Source organism: Streptomyces sp. NPDC043876, from assembly GCF_056435825.1.
In genome coordinates this window covers 135,500-155,740 of the sequence record NZ_JBWKDV010000009.1, presented here as the reverse complement: position 1 = coordinate 155,740, position 20,241 = coordinate 135,500, and the positions used below count along the sequence as shown (strand labels likewise).

Genomic DNA, 20,241 nt, shown 5'->3' with positions numbered 1-20,241 from the left:
GGCGGAGGCCGGAGAACCAGCGGTCCGACGCCGGGCGCACGCCGTGGACCCTCCGGGGGCGCCTCAAACGCCGGCGGGGCTGGGGTGGCCCGCCCGGCGATCGAGCCACAGGGGGCGGGGGCTAGCGGAGGGTGACCCCGCGGTCCTGGCGGTGCGTTGCGATCAGGGCCAGGCACAGGCCCGCGATCGCCACGCGCCCGGAGGCCTGGAGGAGCGGCCCCCGCAGGAGGATGAAGGAGTAGCCCGCGACCAGCGGGACGACCACCGAGATCAGACTCCCCGGCGGCGTCCGCCTCGTGGCCCGCTTCGCGTACCGCCGGTCGACCCGGGCCGCGGCGTACCCCATGCCGAGCAGCCCGGCCCCCATCCCCAGCGACCCGAAGTCCAGCCACAGTTCGGCCCAGATCGGCGAGGACAGGTTCGTGTTGACCGTGCCCATCCACTGGCCCACCATCACCCCGGTGTCCCGCGGCTTGCCGGGCCACGCCGAGCGCGGCACCGCGAAGAAGATGGATCCGGCCAGCTGGCGCCCGTAGAAGTGGCCGGGCCCGGAGTTGGAGAAGGTGATCGTGTTGGCGAACATGCCGATCTGGTCGTAGTCCTTGAGCGCCATCGGCTCCAGGAACGACGTCGTCTCGACCGGCTTGTAGTTCTTCTCGTCGTACCGGAAGCGGTCCGCGAAGGGGAAGACGAGCAGCGCGACCACCACGGCCATGGACAGCGCCACCCGGTACATCGCCGCACTGACCGGGAAGACCGTGAAGAGCAGCGAGAACATCACCGTCAGGAACCAGTACCGCGGGTTCGAGATCGGGTTGTTGACGATGATGTTGAGGAACGCCAGCGCGGTCCAGATCGCGATCACCGACGGCCTGCGGCGGGCGTGCACCGACGTCACCAGCCAGCGGGTGTAGCAGAGCAGCGCGAGCAGCGCCGGGACCGTGCCGAAGCCGCGCAGGAAGGCCTGGCCCGCCTGCCCCTCCGTGGAGACGCCCGCCTCCTCGATGCCCGCGATGATCTCCTGGCGGCTGCTGAAGAACACGGCCGGTCCGCCGAGCTTCATGATGAGCGCCGCACTGCCCAGGAAGGCCAGCAGCGTGAGCAGTTGCAGTCGCCGGTGGTGCGCCATGACGGGACGCGGCTCGCGCTGCGAGCCGCCCGCGCGCCCCGTCGGCCGGTGGCGGGCGAGCAGCACCCCGACGTCGAAGGCGGTGCAGCCGAGCAGCACCAGGCCGATGGCGACGGTGAGGTCGGAGCGCGGCCCGACGACGGGTGTCGGGACCTGGCCGAGGACGGCCTGCGCGAGCGGGGCCACCCCCATCGCCATGTAGACGAAGAGCCAGAAGGATCCCTGGAGGAGCTTGCGGCGGCTGGTGAGGACCATCGCGGACAGCCGGGCGCCCGCGTACATGGTGAGGGCCAACTGGAGCCAGAACGCGGCGTCGCGGACGCCCGCACCGGACTGCGAGGCCACGAACAGCGGCAGGAAGACGGTGAATCCGAGGGCGAGCGGGACCGACAGCGCGCGGGAGAGCAGCGTGCGCGGGGTGGTGACCTTGCCCCAGAGGCGCTCCGCGCCCGGTGCGTCGAGCGGGTACGGAGCGGGGGCGGCGGGCGGGGGGCCCGATGTCGTCGCGCGTACGTCGCTCGCCATTGTGCCCCCGCCCCCTGTGCCTGGTCCGCGCGCAGTCTAGTCTGACCCGACGGGGATGGAGTGGGGGGTACTTCGGTGCGCAATCTCCCGGCCTTCACGCTGGCCGGATACGACAAGGGGCGCGGTCTGCTGACGCAGGCGCTCTGGTTCGCCGTGATGAACACGCTGTTCATGTCCTGGTTCTGCCCGGCCCGGCTGCGGGTCGCGCTGCTGCGCGCCTTCGGCGCACGGATCGGCGAGGGCGTGCTGATCCGGCACAAGGTGCGGGTGCTGTGGCCGTGGAAGCTCAGCATCGGCGACCACACGTGGATCGGCGAGGGCGCGTGGCTGCTGAACCTGGAGCCGGTCACGATCGGCTCGCACGTGTGCGTCTCGCAGGAGGCCATGCTGTGCACCGGTTCGCACGACCACCGGGCCGCCGACTTCCGCTACCGCAACGCCCCCGTCACCGTCGAGGACGGCGCGTGGGTGGCGGTACGGGCGACCGTGCTGGCCGGGGTGACCGTGGGCCGCTGCGCGGTGGCGGGCGCGGGGGCCGTCGTCCACAAGGACCTGCCCGAACTGACCCTGCAGACCGCCGACGGCACGCGCCGCCCGGTCGCGGAACCGAAGTAGCCACGAGCCGAAGTGAGATCCCGCCGGTGAGAGTTCTGCACGCCGTCACCCTGCACTCCCCCACGCACGCCTTCGGAGGGCCGGTCCGGGTCGCGCTCAATCTCGCCAAGGGGTTGCGGGCGCGCGGGCACGAGGCCTCGCTGCTGGCCCTCGGCGAAGGGTTCGGGGACCCCTGGCCCACCGACGTGGAGGGCGTGCCGGCGCGGCTGTACCCGGCGAAGCGGCTGCTGCCGCTCGGCTTCAGCGGGATCACCTCGCCCGCGCTGCTGGCCGCGGCCGGGCGCCTGGTCCGGGACGCGGACGTGGTCCACGTGCACCTCGCGCGCGACCTCGTGACCCTGCCGGTCGCGCTGGCCGCGCTGTGGGCCGGGAAGCCGCTGGTGCTCCAGACGCACGGGATGGTCGACCCGAGCGGGAAGCTGCTCGCGAAGGTCCTGGACGCGGTGGCGGTACGGCGGCTGCTGCGCGGGGCGGACGCGGTGCTCTACCTGACCCCGCACGAGCGGGAGGCGCTGGACGCGGTGGTCGGCGGCGCGGGGCTGGACAACGCGGTGCGGCTGGTGAACGGCGTACCGGCGCAGGAGGCCCGGCCCGCGCTGTCGGGGCCGCCGCGGATCCTCTATTCGGCGCGGCTGCACGAGCGCAAGCGGCCGGTGGACTTCGTGAACGCGATGTCGCTCGTCGCGCGGGAGGTGCCGGAGGCGCGGTACGTGGTGGCGGGGCCGGACGAGGGCGAGTACGGGGCCGTGTGCCACCGGATGACGGATCTGCGGCTGGACGACCGGATGACGGTGCCGGGGGCGCTGAGCGGCGAGCAGGTGCTGGAGGAGTTGCGGCGGGCGCACGTGTACGTGCTGCCGTCGGTGGAGGAGCCGTTTCCGATGTCGGTGCTGGAGGCGTTGGCCGTGGGCGTACCGGTGGTGGTGACCCACTCGAACGGGCTCGCCCGGGACGTGGCCCGGGCGGGGGCGGGGCGGGCCGTGGATCCCGGCCCCGAGGGGGTGGCGGAGGCCGTCCTCGCCCTCCTGGACCCGGTGGCCAACGAAGCGGCGTCGCTGGCCGCGCGCAAGCTGGCCGTCGAGTCCTTCTCGATGGACGGCGTCCTCGACACCCTCCTGTCGACCTACACCCGCGCCAAGGCCTCCAAGGCCTGACCGGCCCCCCGCCCCCTCCGCCTCCGGCGGCGCCTCAAACGCCGGCGGGGCTGGATGGTGCCGTGCGGCTCGACTCGCCTCCGGCGGGCCCTCAAACGCCGGGCAGGCTGAATTGCCGGAGGCAACTTCAGCCTCGTCGGCGTTTGAGGCGCCCCCGGAGGGCACGACCGGGCGCGGACGAGGGCGGGGCCCCGCGCCCCCCAGCCCCACCCGCGCGCTGCCCCGCTGCCGCGGGCAATCCAGCCCCGCCGGCGTTTGAGGCGCCCCCGGAGGGGAGGGCCGGGGCGCGGACGGGAACGGCGGAGGGTTAGGCCGGGAGCCAGGCGTAGCAGCCCGTCGAGGTGAATTCCTTCGTGCCCTGGGGGATTTCCGCGACGATCTTCGGGGACGACGGCTGGGGGCCCGGGCCGGAGGCCAGGACGGCGCCGTCCTGGCCCTTCGCCTGCCAACTGCACGCCGTGCCCTGCGTCAGCGCCCGGTACGACCCGGCGGCGGGAGCCGTCCGCGTACCGTCCGGGAACCCCTTCTGCGCGGCCGCCAGCACCGGCTGCTGCTCGGGGCACAGCGCCGGGATCGCGTCCTTCGCCGCCGGGATCTCGCCCGCGATGAGGGAGCCGACCGCCGCGTCCTTGTCGTGCTTCGCGGTGCGTGCCACCCGCTGGCACGCCTCCTGCCCGCTCTGGAGCACGGCCGCCGGGTCCGTCTTCACCGGCACGCGCCCGCTCAGGTACTGCTTCTCCTTGTCCGTGAAGCTGCCCGTCGCCGGGGTCAGCTTCGCGTCCGGCAGCACCGGCCCCGTCGGCTTCGCCCCCGGCGCGGGCGCGCTCGCGGAGGCGTTGGCGGACGGCGCGTCCGCCGGGTCGGGGACCCCCGAGGAGGCCGGGGGCTTCGGCTTCGCCGCACCCGCGGCGTCGGGCTTCGCGTCCGAACCGCAGGCGGTCAGGGTCAGGGCGGCGGCCAGCAGGACCGCGGCCGCTGCGGAGCGTCGGTACATCAGGGGCTCCCGTGGTACTGGGGTGGTGCGGGCTGTGGATCGGGGGCGCGGGCCGGATACGGGTACGGGGCCCGGCGGTGTGCCGGGCCCCGTACCCCTCGTCATCCGGCCGCGGTCACTTCGGGCCGAAGGTGAGCACGAGCTGCGGAACGGCGTCCGCGGCACTCGACTCGCTGGACCAGATCCAGAGCGGGTCGGTGCCCGTGCTGGTCAGGGCCATGCTGTAGCTGCCGCCCAGCACCGCGGAGACCGCGGTGGTGTCCAGCTCGACGTTCTGGATGGCGGAGCCGTCCGGGACGCCGGCGAGGGAGCCGAGCGGGCTGGTGCCCAGGGTGGGCTTGGTGTTGAACGTGGTGGCCGCACCGCTCCAGGCACCGGTGACCGGCACCACGTTGATGGTGTCGACCGTGCCCGCGCTCGCCTGGGTGCTGGTCTTGACCTGGAGGGACGCGGCCTTCAGGACCTGCCCGGCCGGGGCGGCCGGGAGGTTGAAGCGCAGGTACGTCTCGTAGGCCGAGGTGCCGCGCACCGCGAGCGAGGTGGACGTGCCGTAGGCGGTGCTGGGCGCGCCCTGGTTGATGTAGGTGTCCTCGTTCGCCGACACCTTGGAGACCGTGTCGGTCGGCGCCTTCGCCAGGTCGTAGTGGTTCTTGACCTGGGCCTGGGTGAGGGCCTTGGGGTAGACGGCCGTCTCGTCGATCTGGCCGGCGAAGAAGCTGCTGATCGGGCGGGTCGGCCAGTTGGCCAGGCTGTCGCCGCCGACGTGCCAGTAACCCGTGTAGGGGGTGAAGTTGGTGACGTTCAGCGTGCCCTTGCTCTGACCGTCGACGTAGAGCGCCATGCCGCCGGGACCCTGGGTCCCGACCACGTGGTGCCACTTGTTGTCGTTGTAGGTGTCGAAGAGCCCGGTGGAGATGGTGCGGGTCGAGCCGTTGTACGCGCCGAAGACCAGCCGGCCGGTGTTGGTCATGTAGATCTGCTTGTCGGCCGAGCTGCTGGCGCTGCTCGTGTTGTTGCCGAAGCCGATCAGCTTGCCGCCGCGGGTGGTGCCGGTCTTGAACCAGGTCTCGATCGTGTAGGCGCTGCCCACCGACTGGCGGTGGTCGCTGTACACCTGCTGGCTGGTGCCGTTGAAGCCGATCGCGGTGCTGGTGCCGGACACGGCGCCGGGGCTCTGGCGCAGGGCCGGGGCGTTCAGCTGGATGCCGCTGGTGTTGCCACCGTCCGAGGAGTCGGCGACGTACGGGCTGACCGTGTCGTCGAAGCGCCAGTAGAGGTTGGCGCCGTCCGCGCGGACCTGGTTCGGGTAGGTCTGGACCGAGGTCGGGACCGTGACCGAGGTGTTCGCGGACAGGGCGCTGGTGTTGCCCGCCGCGTCGGTCGCGGTCACCCGGTAGGTGTAGGACTGGCCGGGCTTGACGGTGGTGTCGACCCAGGCGGCCTGCGGCCGCTCCCACTCGACGGAGTCGGCGACCACCGTGGCGATCGGCGTGGCCGAGCCGTTGCGGTAGATCCGGTACGTCAGCTTGCTGTCGTCCTGGTCGTAGCTGGTGCGCCAGCGGACCTGGGCCTCGCCGGGCTTGACGCTCGCGGCGCTGGCCACCGGGGTGGTCGGGGCGCCGACGTCGCCGGTGGAGGCGAAGCGGGTCAGGCCCTGCTGCGGGTTGCCGTTGATGAGGGTGAACTCACCGCCGACCCACAGGTACTTGACGTCGCCCTTCGCCGCGACGGCCATGACGCGCGGGCCGATGCCCTCGCCGATTCCGTCGTTCGCGGTGGGGTGCCAGCCGAGCTTGCGCGGGCTGTGCACGAAGCCGTCCACGGGCGCGGGGGCCGGTCCGGTGTGGTTGGTCGGCTGCGCCAGCAGGAAGTTGCGCTTGCCGTCCGGCCACTCGTTCTCCAGCGAGCAGTCGTGCGCGTGCGAGGAGCTGTAGAGGACTCCGTCGTACGGCAGGACGAACTGGGTGGCGCCGAGGCAGCGGTCGCGCCACTTCTCGCTGAAGTCGCTGAGGTTCAGGCCGATCCGGCCGTCGAAGACGCCGCCGCCGGAGCCCTCGTTGCCCGTGTAGAAACCGCCGTTGTCGTCGGTGGCGATCGACTTGACCACCGAGTTGCTCGGGATGTTGCCGTACGTCTTGACGAGCGCGCCGGTGGTCGCGTCCACGACGGCCAGCGCGTGCGTGCCGGTGCGGTTGATCTCGAAGAAGTCACCGCCGAGGATCACGTTCTTGCCGTCGGGGGTGACCTCGATGGCGCGGCCCGGCTCGTCGGCGTCGGCCGTGAAGGGCTTGAGGGCACCGGAGGTCGCGTCGACCGCGGCGAAGCGCTCGCGGGTCTGGCCTTCGACGGTGCTGAAGTCGCCGGCCGCGTAGAGGGTGTCGTCGGTGACGGCGAAGCCGCGCACGGTGGCGGGGAAGGCCGGGTGGAACGATGCCTTGGGCGCGCAGGTCGCGATGTCGATCGCGGCGACGCTGGAGACCTGGGTTCCGTTGACGGCCCCGAAGTAGCCGCCGGCGTAGAGGGTCTTGCCGTCCTTGGAGACGACGAGCGCGCGCACGGTGGCGGTGCCGTCGCCGACGGTGAAGCTGAGCTTGCAGTCGGTCGGGGCGCCCGTCGCGGCGTCCAGCGCGACGAAGTTGACCGCTTCCTGCTCGGTGCCGCTGCCGGCGCCGTCGGGCGGGCGGACGGTCGAGAAGGTGCCACCGGCGAAGACGGTGCCGTTCGTCTGCGCCATGGCGAAGACGATGCCGTTCGGCTGCCAGGTGGGCAGGTCGTCGGCGGTGAAGGCCACGGGCTGGGTGATGGCGGAGGCCTGGGGCATGAGCACCAGACCTATTCCGGCGCCGGCACCGACCAGTGACAGGGCGAGGGCAGCAGTCAGCCCTCTGGATCTACGCATGAGCCCCCCAGGGCAATAGCCCGGTTTCAATTGGCTGGAACTATCCGAACAGCCATATGTACTGGCGCAGACTAGGGCTCGCGTCAGGGCCCGGTCACCTCCCTTGACCCATTGCATACCAACTTGGAATCAACGGTGTTCAAGGCGGCGGGTGCGGTGCGGACATACGGCGGATCGGCCCGGTCACGCCCTGGTGGGCAGGACCGGGGACACGGCAAACTCTAACGGCGTCGCGCGGCCTCAGCGGTCGATGCGGACCGTGGCCCCCGCCAACTGGTCCTCGACCTGGCGCACATCGGCGTCGACCATGATCCGGGCCAGTTCCTGGACCAGGACCGTCGGCTTCCAGCCGAGCAGGTCGTGGGCTTTGCTCGCGTCGCCGATGAGCGCGTCGACCTCGCTGGGGCGCTCGTACTTGGGGTCGTAGCGCACGTGCGCGTTCCAGTCGAGCCCCGCGTGCGTGAAGGAGGCCTCGACGAACTCGCGGACGGTCGCGGCGACGCCGGTGGCCACGACGTAGTCGGTCGCCTCGTCCTGCTGGAGCATCCGCCACATCGCCTCCACGTACTCGGGCGCGTAGCCCCAGTCGCGTACGGCGTCCAGGTTGCCCAGGTACAGGTGCTCCTGGAGGCCCGCCTTGATCCGGGCCACCGCGCGGGTGATCTTGCGGGTCACGAAGGTCTCGCCGCGGCGCGGGGACTCGTGGTTGAACAGGATGCCGTTGACCGCGAACATGCCGTAGGCCTCGCGGTAGTTCACCGTGGTCCAGTACGCGAAGACCTTGGCGGCGCCGTACGGGCTGCGCGGGTGGAACGGGGTCGCCTCGTTCTGCGGCGGCGGGGTCGCGCCGAACATCTCCGAGGAGGAGGCCTGGTAGATCCGGGTGTCGACGCCGCTGGCCCGGATGGCCTCCAGCAGGCGCAGCGCGCCGAGGCCGGTCACGTCGCCGGTGTAGAGCGGGGCGTCGAAGGAGACCCGGACGTGGGACTGGGCGCCGAGGTTGTAGACCTCGTCGGGCCGTATGTCGCGCAGCAGGTTCACGAGGGCGACGCCGTCCGAGAGGTCGGCGTGGTGCAGGACGAAGGACCGGTTGGCGGTCTGCGGGTCCTGGTAGACGTGGTCGATGCGCTCGGTGTTGAAGCTGGACGACCGCCGCACGAGGCCGTGCACCGTGTAGCCCTTGGAGAGCAGAAGTTCGGCGAGGTACGAGCCGTCCTGTCCGGTGACTCCGGTGATCAGTGCGGTCTTGCCCATGGGGGTCCCCTGGTTGTCGTTGCGGTCTGTTACGGGTGGGCGGGGCGCGCGCCCCGCCCGGCCGGGGCGGTGCCCCGGTGGTCGGTCCGGGCCCGGCGGGGGCCCGCCCGGGGACCGGATGCGTACCGTACACGGCGCCTCCGGAACACCTGGGCCGCGTCCCTGGGCCGCGGGCTGGCATCATCGCCGGTATGACAAGTTCGCTGCCGCTCCTGCCCCCGCACGCCCGCGTCTTCGTCGCCGGCCACCGCGGCCTCGTCGGGTCCGCGGTCGTCCGGCGGCTCACCGCCGACGGCCACGACGTGCTCACCCGGGGCCGCGCGGACCTCGACCTGCGCGACGCCGCCGCGACCGCCGCGTACCTGACGGACGTCCGCCCGGACGCCGTCGTCCTGGCGGCCGCCAAGGTCGGCGGGATCATGGCCAACAGCACCTATCCGGTGCAGTTCCTGGAGGACAACCTCAAGATCCAGCTGAGCGTGATCGCCGGTGCGCACGGCGCCGGGGTAGGCCGGCTGCTCTTCCTCGGCTCGTCCTGCATCTACCCGAAGCTGGCGCCGCAGCCGATCAGCGAGGACGCGCTGCTGACCGGCCCGCTGGAGCCGACCAACGAGGCGTACGCGCTGGCCAAGATCGCGGGCATCGTCCAGGTGCAGTCGTACCGCAAGCAGTACGGGGCCTCGTACATCTCGGCGATGCCGACGAACCTCTACGGTCCGGGCGACAACTTCGACCTGGAGTCCTCGCACGTCCTGCCCGCGCTGATCCGGCGCTTCCACGAGGCGGCGGCCGCGGGCAAGGACGAGGTCGCGCTGTGGGGTTCGGGCACGCCGCGCCGGGAGTTCCTGCACGTGGACGACCTCGCGGCGGCCTGCGCCGTGCTGCTGGAGTCCTACGACGGCGACGAGCCGGTCAACATCGGCTGCGGCGAGGACCTCACCATCAAGGCCCTCGCCGAGACGGTCGCCGAGGTGACCGGCTTCCGGGGACGCCTCGCCTGGGACACCTCCAAGCCCGACGGGACCCCCCGCAAGCTGCTGGACGTGACCCGGCTGACGTCGCTGGGCTGGAAGCCGGGCATCGGGCTGCGCGAGGGCATCGCGTCCACCTACCGCTGGTGGCTGGAGTCCGGGGCGGGCAACTGATCGCATCCGGCCCTCAGTACGCTCCGCGACCGTCGACGACGGCGCGGAACGTACGGGCCACCACGTCGACGTCGCTGGTGAAGGACCAGTTGTCGACGTACTGCAGGTCGAGCTGAATCGTTTCGTCCCAGGACAGGTCGGAGCGCCCGCTGATCTGCCACAGTCCGGTCATCCCGGGGCGCACGGTGAGCCGGCGCAGTTCGACCTCGTCGTACCGGGCCACCTCCTCCGGCAGCGGCGGGCGCGGGCCGACCAGTGACATGTCCCCGATCAGCACGTTGAACAGCTGCGGGAGTTCGTCGAGCGAGGTCCGGCGCAGCAGCCGGCCGACGCGGGTCACCCGGGGATCGCGGCGCATCTTGAACATGAGGCCGTCGTTCTCGTTGGCCCCGGCGAGTTCGGCCTTCCGCGCATCGGCGTCGACCACCATCGTGCGGAACTTCCACATCACGAAGGGGACGCCGTCGCGGCCGATCCGGCGCTGGCTGTAGAAGGCCGGGCCCGGGGAGCCGAGACGGATCGCCAGGATCAGAGCGAGGAACAGCGGGGACAGCAGCAGCAGTCCGATCCCCGCCCCGGCCCGGTCGAGGACCGACTTCAGTACGGGCTGGACGCCGCGGCTGACCGGAGGCGCGATCCGCAGCACGGCCAGTCCGCCCGCGCTCAGGGTTTCCAGCCGCTTGACGGATATCTCGAAGAGTCCCGGGCAGACGGCCAGTTCGAGGCCCGCGTCGTGCAGGGTCCAGGCGATCCGGCGCAGCCGCTCCCCCGCGATCCGGGCGCCGGGCGCGACGAGCACCAGGTCGGCGTGGTGGCTGCGGACCGCGCCGAGCACGGCCCCGGCGTCGCCACCGGGCACGGCCGGGAGCTCCGCCTCCAGCCGGGCGGCGACCGGGGCGCCGCCGGCGAGCGCGCCGGGACCGACGGGCACGACGCCGACCACGACGTACGGGTGATCGGTCCGCGCGGCGAGGTGGGCGGTGACCTCATCGGCCGTGCCGGGCTCGCCGATGACCAGTACGCGGCTGACGGCCTGGGCCTCCCGCCGGGCGCCGGAGAGGTGCCGGTAGGTGAGCTTGTGGCAGGCGACGGTGATGAGGAGGGCCGGCAGCAGCGCGCCGAGCGCGGCCATCCGGGGGGTGCTCTCACCCGTCACCACACGGGCCACGGCGAGGACACCGATCAGAATCAGCCAGTCGTGAACCACAGGCAGGACGCCGCGCGATTCTCCGAGCAGCCGGGGCGCATAACGGCGGCGCAGCGCTTGCACGGCGACCCAGGCGACGGCCGCGGCGAGCGCGCAGTAGACGGGACGTGCCTGCTCAGCGGCGTCGAAGACCAGGCCGACGGGCACGGCCGCGCCGACGAGGTCCGCGGTCAGCGCGGCGGGCAGGTACCAGCGGGCTTTGTCACCGAGCCGTCGCTCGGGCGCAGCTGTCCCCTGAGCCGTTCTGGCCACTCTTTGCGCAGGAAAATAGACATGCCTCATGGGCCCCCCTGGCACGTGGACTATGACGGTGGCGCATGTCCGTGGCTTCCCCTGGCAACGGACATCGGTCGCACCGGGAAACAGTACGACAAACGCCCGCACGGTAGATGCCGTTCACATGAACGATGCGTCTCGTTGCCCGTTCGTTAGCAGGGGGTACATCCGGTTCCGGATCGACGGCCCCCGCCCTCGCACGCTTTGGTGAACAGTTCGCATTGCGGACGCGTCTCTTCGGACAACGGACCGTTTCTGGCCAACCTTTTGACGCGCCCCTGACATCCCACTCGGTAGATGGCACTCTTCGATCCGTTCTGCGCACCAGCTGTTCTGCCCGGAGGCCCACCCAGCCGTCCGGAACCCCCTTGCAGAAGGAGTCTGCGTTGAGTCCCACCCCCCACCGGCGTGCCACCGCGGCCGGCGCTCTTGTCGCGGCAGCCGCTCTGCTGGCCGTCGGCATCCAGACCGGTTCCGCCTCCGCCGACGCCACCGCGTCGCAGGCCCGCACCGCCGCTCAGCCCAACCCGGGCGCGGCCGCTTACAACCTGTCGGCTTCGGAGCGTGCGACGCTCCTCTCAGAGGCCAACTCGACCACCGCGCAGGCTGCCAAGGCCCTCGGCCTCGGCGACCAGGAGAAGCTGATCGTCCGTGACGTCGTCAAGGACGTCGACGGCACCACCCACACGACCTACGAGCGCACCTACGGCGGCCTGCCGGTGCTCGGCGGTGACCTGACCGTCCACGCCAAGGGCGGCGTCACCAAGAGCGTCACCAAGGCCACCAACGCCGAGATCAAGGTCGACACGACCGCGGCGGTCACTCCGGATGCGGCCGACAAGACGGCCTTCTCCGCCGCCTCTTCGGCGGGCGGCAAGGACGTCAAGGCCGCCAAGGGCGCCAAGAAGGTGGTCTGGGCCGCCGAAGGCGCCCCGGTCCTCGCCTACGAGACCGTCGTCGGCGGTGTCCAGCGCGACGGCACCCCGAGCGAGCTGCACGTGATCACCAACGCCAAGACCGGCGCCAAGATCACCGAGTGGCAGAAGATCGAGTCCGGCGTCGGCAACACCATGTACAGCGGCCAGGTCACCCTGGGCACCTCGCAGTCGGGCAGCAACTACACGCTGACCGACGCGGGCCGCGGCGGCCACAAGACGTACGACCTCAACGGCGGGTCGTCCGGCACCGGCACGCTCTTCACCAACACCACGGACACCTGGGGCAACGGCGCCGCCTCCAACCGCGCGACCGCCGGTGCGGACGCGGCCTACGGCGCCCAGCTGACGTGGGACTACTACAAGAACGTGCACGGCCGCAACGGCCTGCGCAACGACGGCGTGGCCCCCTACAGCCGGGTCCACTACGGCAACGCGTACGTCAACGCGTTCTGGGACGACTCCTGCTTCTGCATGACGTACGGCGACGGAACCAGCAACACGCACCCGCTGACCTCCATCGACGTCGCGGCGCACGAGATGACCCACGGTCTCACCTCGGTCACCGGCAACATGACCTACAGCGGTGAGCCCGGCGGTCTGAACGAGGCGACCTCCGACATCATGGCGGCGGCCGTCGAGTTCAACGCCAACAACGCCAACGACGTCGGCGACTACCTCGTCGGCGAGAAGATCGACATCAACGGCGACGGCACCCCGCTGCGCTACATGGACAAGCCGAGCAAGGACGGCGGGTCCAAGGACTCGTGGTACTCCGGCCTCGGCGGCCTCGACGTGCACTACTCGTCGGGCCCGGCCAACCACGTCTTCTACCTGATGTCCGAGGGCTCCGGCGCCAAGGTCATCAACGGGGTCAGCTACAACTCCCCGACCGCCGACAACCTCCCGGTCACCGCGATAGGCCGCGACGCCGCCGCGAAGATCTGGTTCCGCGCCCTGACGGTCGGCTACTTCAAGTCGAACACCAACTACGCGGCCGCCCGTACGGCGACCCTGCAGGCGGCGGCCGACCTCTACGGCTCCGGCTCGGCCACCTACAACAACGTGGCCCACGCCTGGGCGGGCATCGCCGTCGGATCGCGCCCCGCACCCAGCGGCGTCTCGGTCACCGCGATCCCCAACCAGAACACCCAGATCAACACCGCGGTGAACCTGCAGGTCCAGGCCACCAGCACCAACCCGGGCGCGCTGAGCTACGCGGCGACCGGCCTCCCGGCCGGCCTGTCGATCAACGCCTCCACCGGTCTCATCTCGGGTACGGCGACCACGGCGGGCACGTCCAACGTGACCGTCACGGTGACCGACTCCGCCGCGAAGACGGGTACGACGTCCTTCACCTGGACCGTCGGCACCTCGCAGCAGAACGTCTTCGAGAACACGGCCGACTACACGATCAACGACAACTCGACGGTCGAGTCGCCGATCACCGTGTCCCGGTCGGGCAACGCCCCGAGCACCCTCAAGGTCGACGTGAACATCGTCCACACCTACGTCGGTGACCTCAAGGTCGACCTGGTCGCCCCCGACGGCAGCGTGTACAACCTGCGCAACCGCACCGGCGGCAGCGCGGACAACATCGTCCAGTCCTTCACCGTGAACGCCTCCTCCGAGGTCGCCAACGGTGTCTGGAAGCTCCGCGTCGCCGACCTGGCGAGCGCCGACACCGGTTACATCAACAGCTGGAAGCTCACCTTCTGACCCCAGCCAGGGGCCGATGAGCACCATCTGACATGACGCGGGGCCGCCCGGGAGGAAAACCTCCCGGGCGGCCCTGTCCCATGTCCGGGCCCTTGCCCGCGGGGGCGGATCAGCCCAGGTGGTCCAGGAAGCCGTGCTCGAAGAAGCCCAGGCCGTCGTCGTGGATGATCGAGTCGTCGTCCGTGCGGCTCTGCTCGTCGCGGCCGCCCTGCTCGCGGCGGCCGTCCGCGTCGCCGTCGCGGCGCGCCCGGTGGCTGCGGTCGCCGTCGTCGTCGTAGCGGCCGTGGTGACCGTGGTGGCGGTCGTCGTCCTCGGAGGGCTTGAACAGGACCGAACGGACCCGCACGCCGTTCACCGTGTCCCCCGGGTCCAGGCTCCGCTCCGCCCGGCCGCCGCAGTCGCGGTCCTCGAACAGCAGCGCCAGCGAGCGCGTGTCGTTCTCGACGCGGGTGGCGGCCTGGTCCCAGTCGGTGCCGGTCAGCCGGTAGCAGGTGTCGTTCTCCGGCGGATGGATCTCCTCCCACCCGTCGCCGTCGATCCGGTAGCGCAGTTCACCGAGCGAGTGGTGGTACCCGTCGTCGTCGTTGGCGAACGACTGGCCCGCGGCCGGAAGGACGAGGGCGAGCGCGCCGACGAACGCGGCTGCGGCAGTGGTGCGAAGACGCATGGAGAGTCCGTTTCTCGGGGTTCCGCGGAGACCGGGTGCCGGTGGGCATCCGCGGGCAGCGTAGGAGCGGACGGGACTGCTGAAACGGTTCGCCATGCGCAGTGCGTTCGAAGGTTCACCCGACAGGACCGGCCCGTTGACCCGGACGCGCTCCGGAGCGGACCCGCGCAGGTGCGGGTCCGCTCCGGTCCGGACCCGTTCAGGGTCGTACGGGCGTACGGTCCCCCGCGGCCTGGGCCCCCACCGTCGCGGCGGGCGCCGCCGGGCCCCCGGCCTCGGCCGCGGTCCGCGCGGTGCCCCGCACCAGGACGAACACCAGCGCCGCTCCCGCCAGGCCCATCGCACCCGACACCAGGAAGGTCTCCCGCAGCCCGCTCGCGAAGGCCGCGTCCACCAGCTGCGCCAGCGCCTCGCGCGGGGCGCCCGCCGGAGCCGCGCCGAGCAGCTGCCCGGCCCCGCCCGAGGCCAGCGCGTCGGCCGTCCCGCGCGCCCCCTCGGCGCCGTCGAGGCCGGAGACCAGACCGGCGTGGAAGACCGCGCCGAGGATCGCGATGCCCAGGGCCGTGCCCAGCTGGCGCGCAGTGTTCAGCGCGCCGCCCGCCATGCCCGCCCGGGCCGGGGCCACCGCGCCCATCGCGGCCGCGGCCAGCGCCGGGGTCGCCGTGCCCACGCCGACACCGGTCACCGCGAGCCCGGGGACCAGCGCCGTCCAGCCGTCACCCGCGTCCAGCATCACGGCCTGGAGCAGCGCCCCCGCCCCGATCAGCAGCAGCCCGCCGCCGATGGTGAGCCGGGGGGACATGCCGTGCAGCAGCCGCCCGGCCACCGCAGCGACCAGGAAGGCGGCCAGGCTGAGCGGCACGAGCACCAGCCCGGCACCGACGGGGCTCATCCCCTCGGCGGACTGGAGCCACAGGGAGGTGTACATCAGGTAGGAGAAGGCCGCGCCCGACAGGAGCAGTCCGGCGGCCATGACCGCGACGAAGGCGGGGCTGCGGAAGAGCGAGAGGTCGAGCATGGGGTGGGCGGTGCGCAGTTCCACCGCGACGAAGGCCGCGAAGGAGAGGACGGCGAGGGCGAAGAGGCCGAGGGTGGTGGCCGAGGTCCAGCCGTTCTCGCCGACCCGGATCAGGGCGTAGGTCACGGTGGCGGCGCCGAGGGTGAAGGTGAGCATGCCGGGCAGGTCCATGCCCTTGGCGTGCGGGTTGCGGGACTCCTCGACGGCCTTGAGCGTGACGAGGACGGCGAGGGCGCAGACCGGCAGGTTGATGTAGAAGATCCACTGCCAGCCGAAGTGCTCGGTGAGCAGGCCGCCGATGATCGGTCCGGCCGCGGCGGCCGCGCCGTTGACCGCGCCCCACACGCCGAAGGCGACGCCGCGGTCGCGGCCCTGGTAGGCGGCGCTGAGCAGGGCCATGGTGGTGGCGAACATGGCGGCGCCGCCGATGCCCTGGACGGCCCGGAAGGCGATCAGGGTGCCGGGGCCGTCGGCGAGGCCGCAGGCGAGGGAGGCCGCGGCGAAGACGGCCAGTCCGCCGAGGTAGACCCGGCGGCGGCCGATCCGGTCGGCGAGCGAGCCGGCGCCGAGGAGCAGGGCGGCGAGGGCGAGGGCGTAGATGTCCATCACCCACTGGAGCCCGGCGAAGCCGGTGTGCATGTCGGTGGCCATGTCGGGGAGGGCGACGGTCACGATCGTGACGTCGACCAGCAGCATGAACGCGCCGAGGCAGACCGCGGTCAACGGCAGCCACTTACGCATGGGGACACTCCTTGGGGCGGTTCTGGGGTTCCGGAGGCTCCGGGTCCGGTGGGACCGGGGCCGGCTCTCCGGCGGCCGGGACTCGGGCGCCCGGTGCCCTCACGCTCCCAGCCCCTCCCCGGATCCCCCACCCAGTACGGCCCGCCTGCCGGATATCCGTCATCTGCGGCCCTGCGATGATGGAAAGCATGAAGCCCGCGGAGCTGGACCGCCTCGACCACTCACTGATCCAGGCGCTGATGATCGACGGGCGGGCCCCCTTCAGCCGGCTCGCCGAGGTGCTGGACGTCTCGGACCAGACGGTGGTGCGCCGCTACCGCCGGATGCGCACCACCGGGCTGGTCCGCGTGGTCGGGCTGCCGCTGGGCAGCCGGGTCGGGCTGCTGGAGTCCTGGCTGCGCGTGCAGTGCGCGCCGGACGCGGCGCTCGCGGTGGCGGGGGCGCTGGCGCGGCGGCCGGACATCGCGTGGGTCCAGCTCGCCTCGGGCGGCACCGAGATCCACTGCATGACCAAGGCCAGGAGCCGCCGGGAGCGGGACGGGCTGCTGCTGGACAAGCTGCCGAGCACCCGGCGGGTGACCGGGATCAGCGCCCACACGATCCTGCGGACCTTCATGGGCGGCCCGGAGGCCTGGTTCGGCCTGGACGTGCTGGGCCCGGAGCAGGTGGCCGCGCTCGCCCGGCCCGCCGGGGGGTCGGCGGCGCGGGAGCGGTACACGCTGGACGAGGCGGAGCTGGCCCTGCTGGGGGTGCTGGGCCACGACGGCCGGGCCGGTTATCCGGAGCTGGCGCGGGCCTCGGGGCTCTCGGAGTCCACCGCCCGCCGCCGCCTGGACCGGCTGCGCGAGCTGGACGCGGTCTACTTCGACGTGGAGACCGTGCCGGGCGTGCTCGGGTACGAGGCGGAGGCCACCTTGATGATCACGGTGGCGCCCGCGCGGCTGGCGGAGGCGGGCGCGGCCCTGGCCACGCATCCCGAGGTGCCGTTCGCGGCCGCGGTCACGGGGGCGGCGAACCTGCTGGCGGTGGTGGTGTGCCGGGACACGGAGGCGCTGTACGCGTATCTGACCGAGCGGATCGGAGCGGTGGCGGGCGTGCAGCAGGTGGAGGTGATCCCGACCCTGCGGAACATCAAGCGGGCCGGGATGCTGGTGGAGGGCGGGCGGCTGGTCGATCCGCCGCCCGCCCCCTGAGCCCCGAACCCGGCTCCCCCGAGCCCGGGGACCCGTGTCACCGGCCGCCGCGCGGACCGGTCGCCCGGTCCGCGCCGCCGCTCAGCGCAGCACCACTCCGCCGCCCGGGGCGGCCGCCGGGTCCACCGGTGCGGCGACCAGCCCGAGTTCCGCGGGGGTGGCCAGCAGCGGGTGGGCGGGCAGGATCCGCACGGTGTAGCCGAAGGGTCCCGTCCGGTCCAGGGCGAGCGGGCCCTCGTACAGCCAGCGGCCCTCCAGGTCCGGTCCGGAGGCGGGCTTCAGCGGGAAGACCCGCGCCCCGCCGATGACGTCCTGCGCGTCCACGCGGCCGGCGACCGCCTGCACCTCGACCTCGTCGGGGCCGAGCACGTCGAGCGCCACCTGGACCCGCAGGGTGAGGGTGGCCCCCAGTTCGGCGGCGGCGCCCACCGGACCGGCGGGCCCGTCGGCCAGGGCCTCCACGTGCAGAGCGGCGACCCGCGGCCAGGCGGCCCGTACCCGGCCCTTCCAGGCGGCGAGTTCCCGCGCCGCGTCGGGGGTGAGGGTGCGGTGGGCGAGCGCGGCCGGCGCGTACAGCCGCTCCACGTACTCGCGCACCATGCGCCCCGCGAGCACCTTGGGCCCCAGGGAGACCAGGGTGCGCCGGACCATCTCGATCCACCGCACGGGCAGCGCACCGCGTCCGGCGCGGTCGTAGAAGCGGGGCGCGACCCGGTTCTCGATCAGGTCGTAGAGGGCGTTCGCCTCGACGTCGTCGCGCCGGTCCTCGTCGGTGCCGTAGCCGTCGGCCGTCGGGATGGCCCAGCCGAAGTCCGGCTCGAACCACTCGTCCCACCAGCCGTCCAGGACCGAGAGGTTGAGGCAGCCGTTCAGGGCGGCCTTCATCCCGCTGGTGCCGCAGGCCTCCAGCGGGCGCAGCGGATTGTTCAGCCACACGTCGCAGCCGGGGTAGAGCTTCTGCGCCATGGCCATGCCGTAGTCGGGCAGGAAGACGATGCGGTGGCGCACGCGCGGGTCGTCGGCGAAGCGCACCAGTTCCTGCACGAGCCGCTTGCCGCCGTCGTCGGCCGGGTGCGCCTTGCCCGCGACGACGATCTGCACGGGCCGGTCGGGGTCCAGCAGCAGCCGCCGCAGCCGCTCCGGGTCGCGCAGCATCAGCGTGAGCCGCTTGTAGGAGGGCACCCGGCGCGCGAAGCCGATGGTGAGCACGTCGGGGTCCAGGACGGAGTCCACCCAGCCCAGTTCGGCGTCCCCGGCCCCGCGCTGGCGCCAGGAGGCGCGCAGCCGGTCGCGGACCTCCTGGACGAGCTGCTCGCGCAGCACCCGGCGCAGGTCCCAGACGTCCTGGTCGGCGATGTCGGCGACCGCGTCCCAGCGCTGCGAGCCGCCCACCGACAGGGCGTCCTCGGTGCGCCCGGCGCCGATCTGGCGGGCGCCGAGCCTGACGACCTCGGGGGCCACCCAGGTCGGCGCGTGCACGCCGTTGGTGATGGAGGCGATGGGGACGTCGGCGGGGTCGAATCCCGGCCAGAGTCCGGCGAACATGCCGCGGCTGACGGCGCCGTGCAGGGTGGAGACGCCGTTGGCGCGCTGGGCGAGGCGCAGACCCATGACGGCCATGTTGAAGACCCCGGGGTCGCCGCCCGGGTAGCTCTCGGCGCCCAGTTCGAGGATCCGGTCCACGGGTACGCCGGTCAGTTCGCCGCCGTCGGCGAAGTGGCGGGCGACCAGGCCCCGCTCGAAGCGGTCGATGCCCGCGGGGACCGGGGTGTGGGTGGTGAACACGGTGCCCGCCCGGACCGCCTCGACGGCCGCGTCGAAGGCCAGGCCCTCCCCCTCCAGTTCCCTTATGCGTTCGAGCCCGAGGAAGCCGGCGTGCCCCTCGTTGGTGTGGAACACCTCGGGGTCCGGATGGCCGGTGAGCGCGCAGTACGTCCGTACGGCGCGGACGCCGCCGATGCCGAGCAGCATCTCCTGGAGCAGCCGGTGCTCGCTGCCGCCGCCGTAGAGGCGGTCGGTCACCTCGCGCGCGGCGGTGTCGTTGTCCTCGACGTCGGAGTCGAGGAGCAGCAGCGGCACCCGGCCGACCCGGACCTGCCAGATGTGTGCGTGCAGGGAGCGGCCGCCCGGCAGGGTGAGGCTGACGCGGGCGGGGGCGTCGTCGGGGCCGCGCAGCAGGGAGACGGGCAGTTCGTTGGGGTCCAGGACCGGGTAGTGCTCCTGCTGCCAGCCGTCGCGGGAGAGGGACTGGCGGAAGTAGCCGTGGCGGTAGAGGAGACCGACGCCGATCAGCGGGACGCCGAGGTCGCTCGCGGCCTTGAGGTGGTCCCCGGCGAGGATGCCGAGGCCGCCGGAGTACTGCGGCAGCGCCGCGGTGATCCCGAACTCCGGGGAGAAGTAGGCGATGGCGGCGGGCAGCTCGGCGATGTTCTCGCGGCCCTGGTACCACCGGTCGCCGCGGACGTAGTCATCGAGGTCGGCGCAGACGGCGTGGAGCCGCCGCAGGAACCGGCGGTCCCGCGCCAGTTCCTCCAGCCGGGCGGCCGGGACGTCCCCCAGCAGCCGGACGGGATCACCCCCGGCGGCGAGCCAGCCCTCGGGGTCGACGGATTGGAAGAGTTCCCGGGTCTCCCCGTGCCACGACCAGCGCAGGTTGCGCGCGAGATCGGCGAGCGGCAGGAGGGGTTCCGGCAGGACAGGGCGCACGGTGAATCGACGGATAGCCTTCACGAGTCCACCTTCGCAGGGGCATACGCACCGGAGCGGCCGC

At 72.5% G+C, this 20,241-nt stretch carries 13 protein-coding genes; 5 read left to right on the top strand and 8 right to left on the bottom strand.

Annotation, left to right across the window (positions count from 1 at the left end; translation table 11 throughout):
* Positions 1-121: 121 nt before the first annotated feature.
* Positions 122-1,654, bottom strand: a complete 1,533-nt coding sequence (locus AC0693_RS26745) for a hypothetical protein (protein WP_356408028.1) — start codon at positions 1,652-1,654, stop codon at positions 122-124.
* A 75-nt stretch (positions 1,655-1,729) separates the two neighbouring features.
* On the opposite strand from AC0693_RS26745, the gene AC0693_RS26740 reads away from it, so the two are divergent.
* Both AC0693_RS26740 and AC0693_RS26735 read left to right on the top strand, forming a co-directional pair.
* A complete protein-coding gene (locus tag AC0693_RS26740; RefSeq protein ID WP_356408031.1) occupies positions 1,730-2,269 on the top strand; it encodes a WcaF family extracellular polysaccharide biosynthesis acetyltransferase in 540 nt (179 codons plus the stop codon).
* A 26-nt stretch (positions 2,270-2,295) separates the two neighbouring features.
* Positions 2,296-3,423 (top strand): glycosyltransferase, encoded by a 1,128-nt coding sequence (locus tag AC0693_RS26735; RefSeq protein ID WP_478803097.1) that lies wholly within the window; start codon positions 2,296-2,298, stop codon positions 3,421-3,423.
* A 307-nt stretch (positions 3,424-3,730) separates the two neighbouring features.
* Here the strand turns inward: AC0693_RS26735 and AC0693_RS26730 are convergent, their stop codons facing one another.
* The 3 genes from AC0693_RS26730 to gmd all read right to left on the bottom strand — a co-directional run bounded on the left by AC0693_RS26730 (position 3,731) and on the right by gmd (position 8,570).
* Positions 3,731-4,417, bottom strand: a complete 687-nt coding sequence (locus AC0693_RS26730; protein ID WP_478803096.1) for a hypothetical protein — start codon at positions 4,415-4,417, stop codon at positions 3,731-3,733.
* 115 nt (positions 4,418-4,532) lie between these two features.
* The gene (locus tag AC0693_RS26725) at positions 4,533-7,316 is read right to left on the bottom strand and encodes a CBM96 family carbohydrate-binding protein (protein WP_478803095.1); all 2,784 of its coding nucleotides are present in this window, start codon (positions 7,314-7,316) and stop codon (positions 4,533-4,535) included.
* A 240-nt stretch (positions 7,317-7,556) separates the two neighbouring features.
* Positions 7,557-8,570 (bottom strand): GDP-mannose 4,6-dehydratase, encoded by a 1,014-nt coding sequence (gmd, locus tag AC0693_RS26720; protein ID WP_356408043.1) that lies wholly within the window; start codon positions 8,568-8,570, stop codon positions 7,557-7,559.
* Positions 8,571-8,761: 191 nt separating this feature from the next.
* On the opposite strand from gmd, the gene AC0693_RS26715 reads away from it, so the two are divergent.
* Positions 8,762-9,715, top strand: coding sequence for a GDP-L-fucose synthase family protein (locus tag AC0693_RS26715; protein WP_468464572.1), 954 nt, complete (start codon positions 8,762-8,764; stop codon positions 9,713-9,715).
* Positions 9,716-9,728: 13 nt separating this feature from the next.
* Here AC0693_RS26715 and AC0693_RS26710 read toward each other — a convergent pair whose 3' ends face one another.
* Complete coding sequence (locus tag AC0693_RS26710; RefSeq protein WP_478803094.1) at positions 9,729-11,204, bottom strand: sugar transferase; 1,476 nt, start codon at positions 11,202-11,204, stop codon at positions 9,729-9,731.
* 380 nt (positions 11,205-11,584) lie between these two features.
* On the opposite strand from AC0693_RS26710, the gene AC0693_RS26705 reads away from it, so the two are divergent.
* Positions 11,585-13,852, top strand: a complete 2,268-nt coding sequence (locus AC0693_RS26705) for a M4 family metallopeptidase (protein ID WP_469317915.1) — start codon at positions 11,585-11,587, stop codon at positions 13,850-13,852.
* A 109-nt stretch (positions 13,853-13,961) separates the two neighbouring features.
* Here the strand turns inward: AC0693_RS26705 and AC0693_RS26700 are convergent, their stop codons facing one another.
* On the bottom strand, positions 13,962-14,519 hold the full coding sequence (locus AC0693_RS26700; RefSeq protein ID WP_469317914.1) for a hypothetical protein: 558 nt from the start codon (positions 14,517-14,519) through the stop codon (positions 13,962-13,964).
* 199 nt (positions 14,520-14,718) lie between these two features.
* On the bottom strand, positions 14,719-16,278 hold the full coding sequence (locus AC0693_RS26695) for a DHA2 family efflux MFS transporter permease subunit (protein WP_469317913.1): 1,560 nt from the start codon (positions 16,276-16,278) through the stop codon (positions 14,719-14,721).
* 188 nt (positions 16,279-16,466) lie between these two features.
* Here AC0693_RS26695 and AC0693_RS26690 point away from each other — a divergent pair, with 188 nt between their 5' ends.
* Positions 16,467-17,471 (top strand): Lrp/AsnC family transcriptional regulator, encoded by a 1,005-nt coding sequence (locus AC0693_RS26690; RefSeq protein WP_469317912.1) that lies wholly within the window; start codon positions 16,467-16,469, stop codon positions 17,469-17,471.
* Between the two features lie 81 nt (positions 17,472-17,552).
* On the opposite strand, the gene glgP is transcribed toward AC0693_RS26690, so the two are convergent.
* The gene (gene glgP, locus AC0693_RS26685; protein WP_356408063.1) at positions 17,553-20,201 is read right to left on the bottom strand and encodes an alpha-glucan family phosphorylase; all 2,649 of its coding nucleotides are present in this window, start codon (positions 20,199-20,201) and stop codon (positions 17,553-17,555) included.
* Positions 20,202-20,241 lie beyond the last annotated feature (40 nt).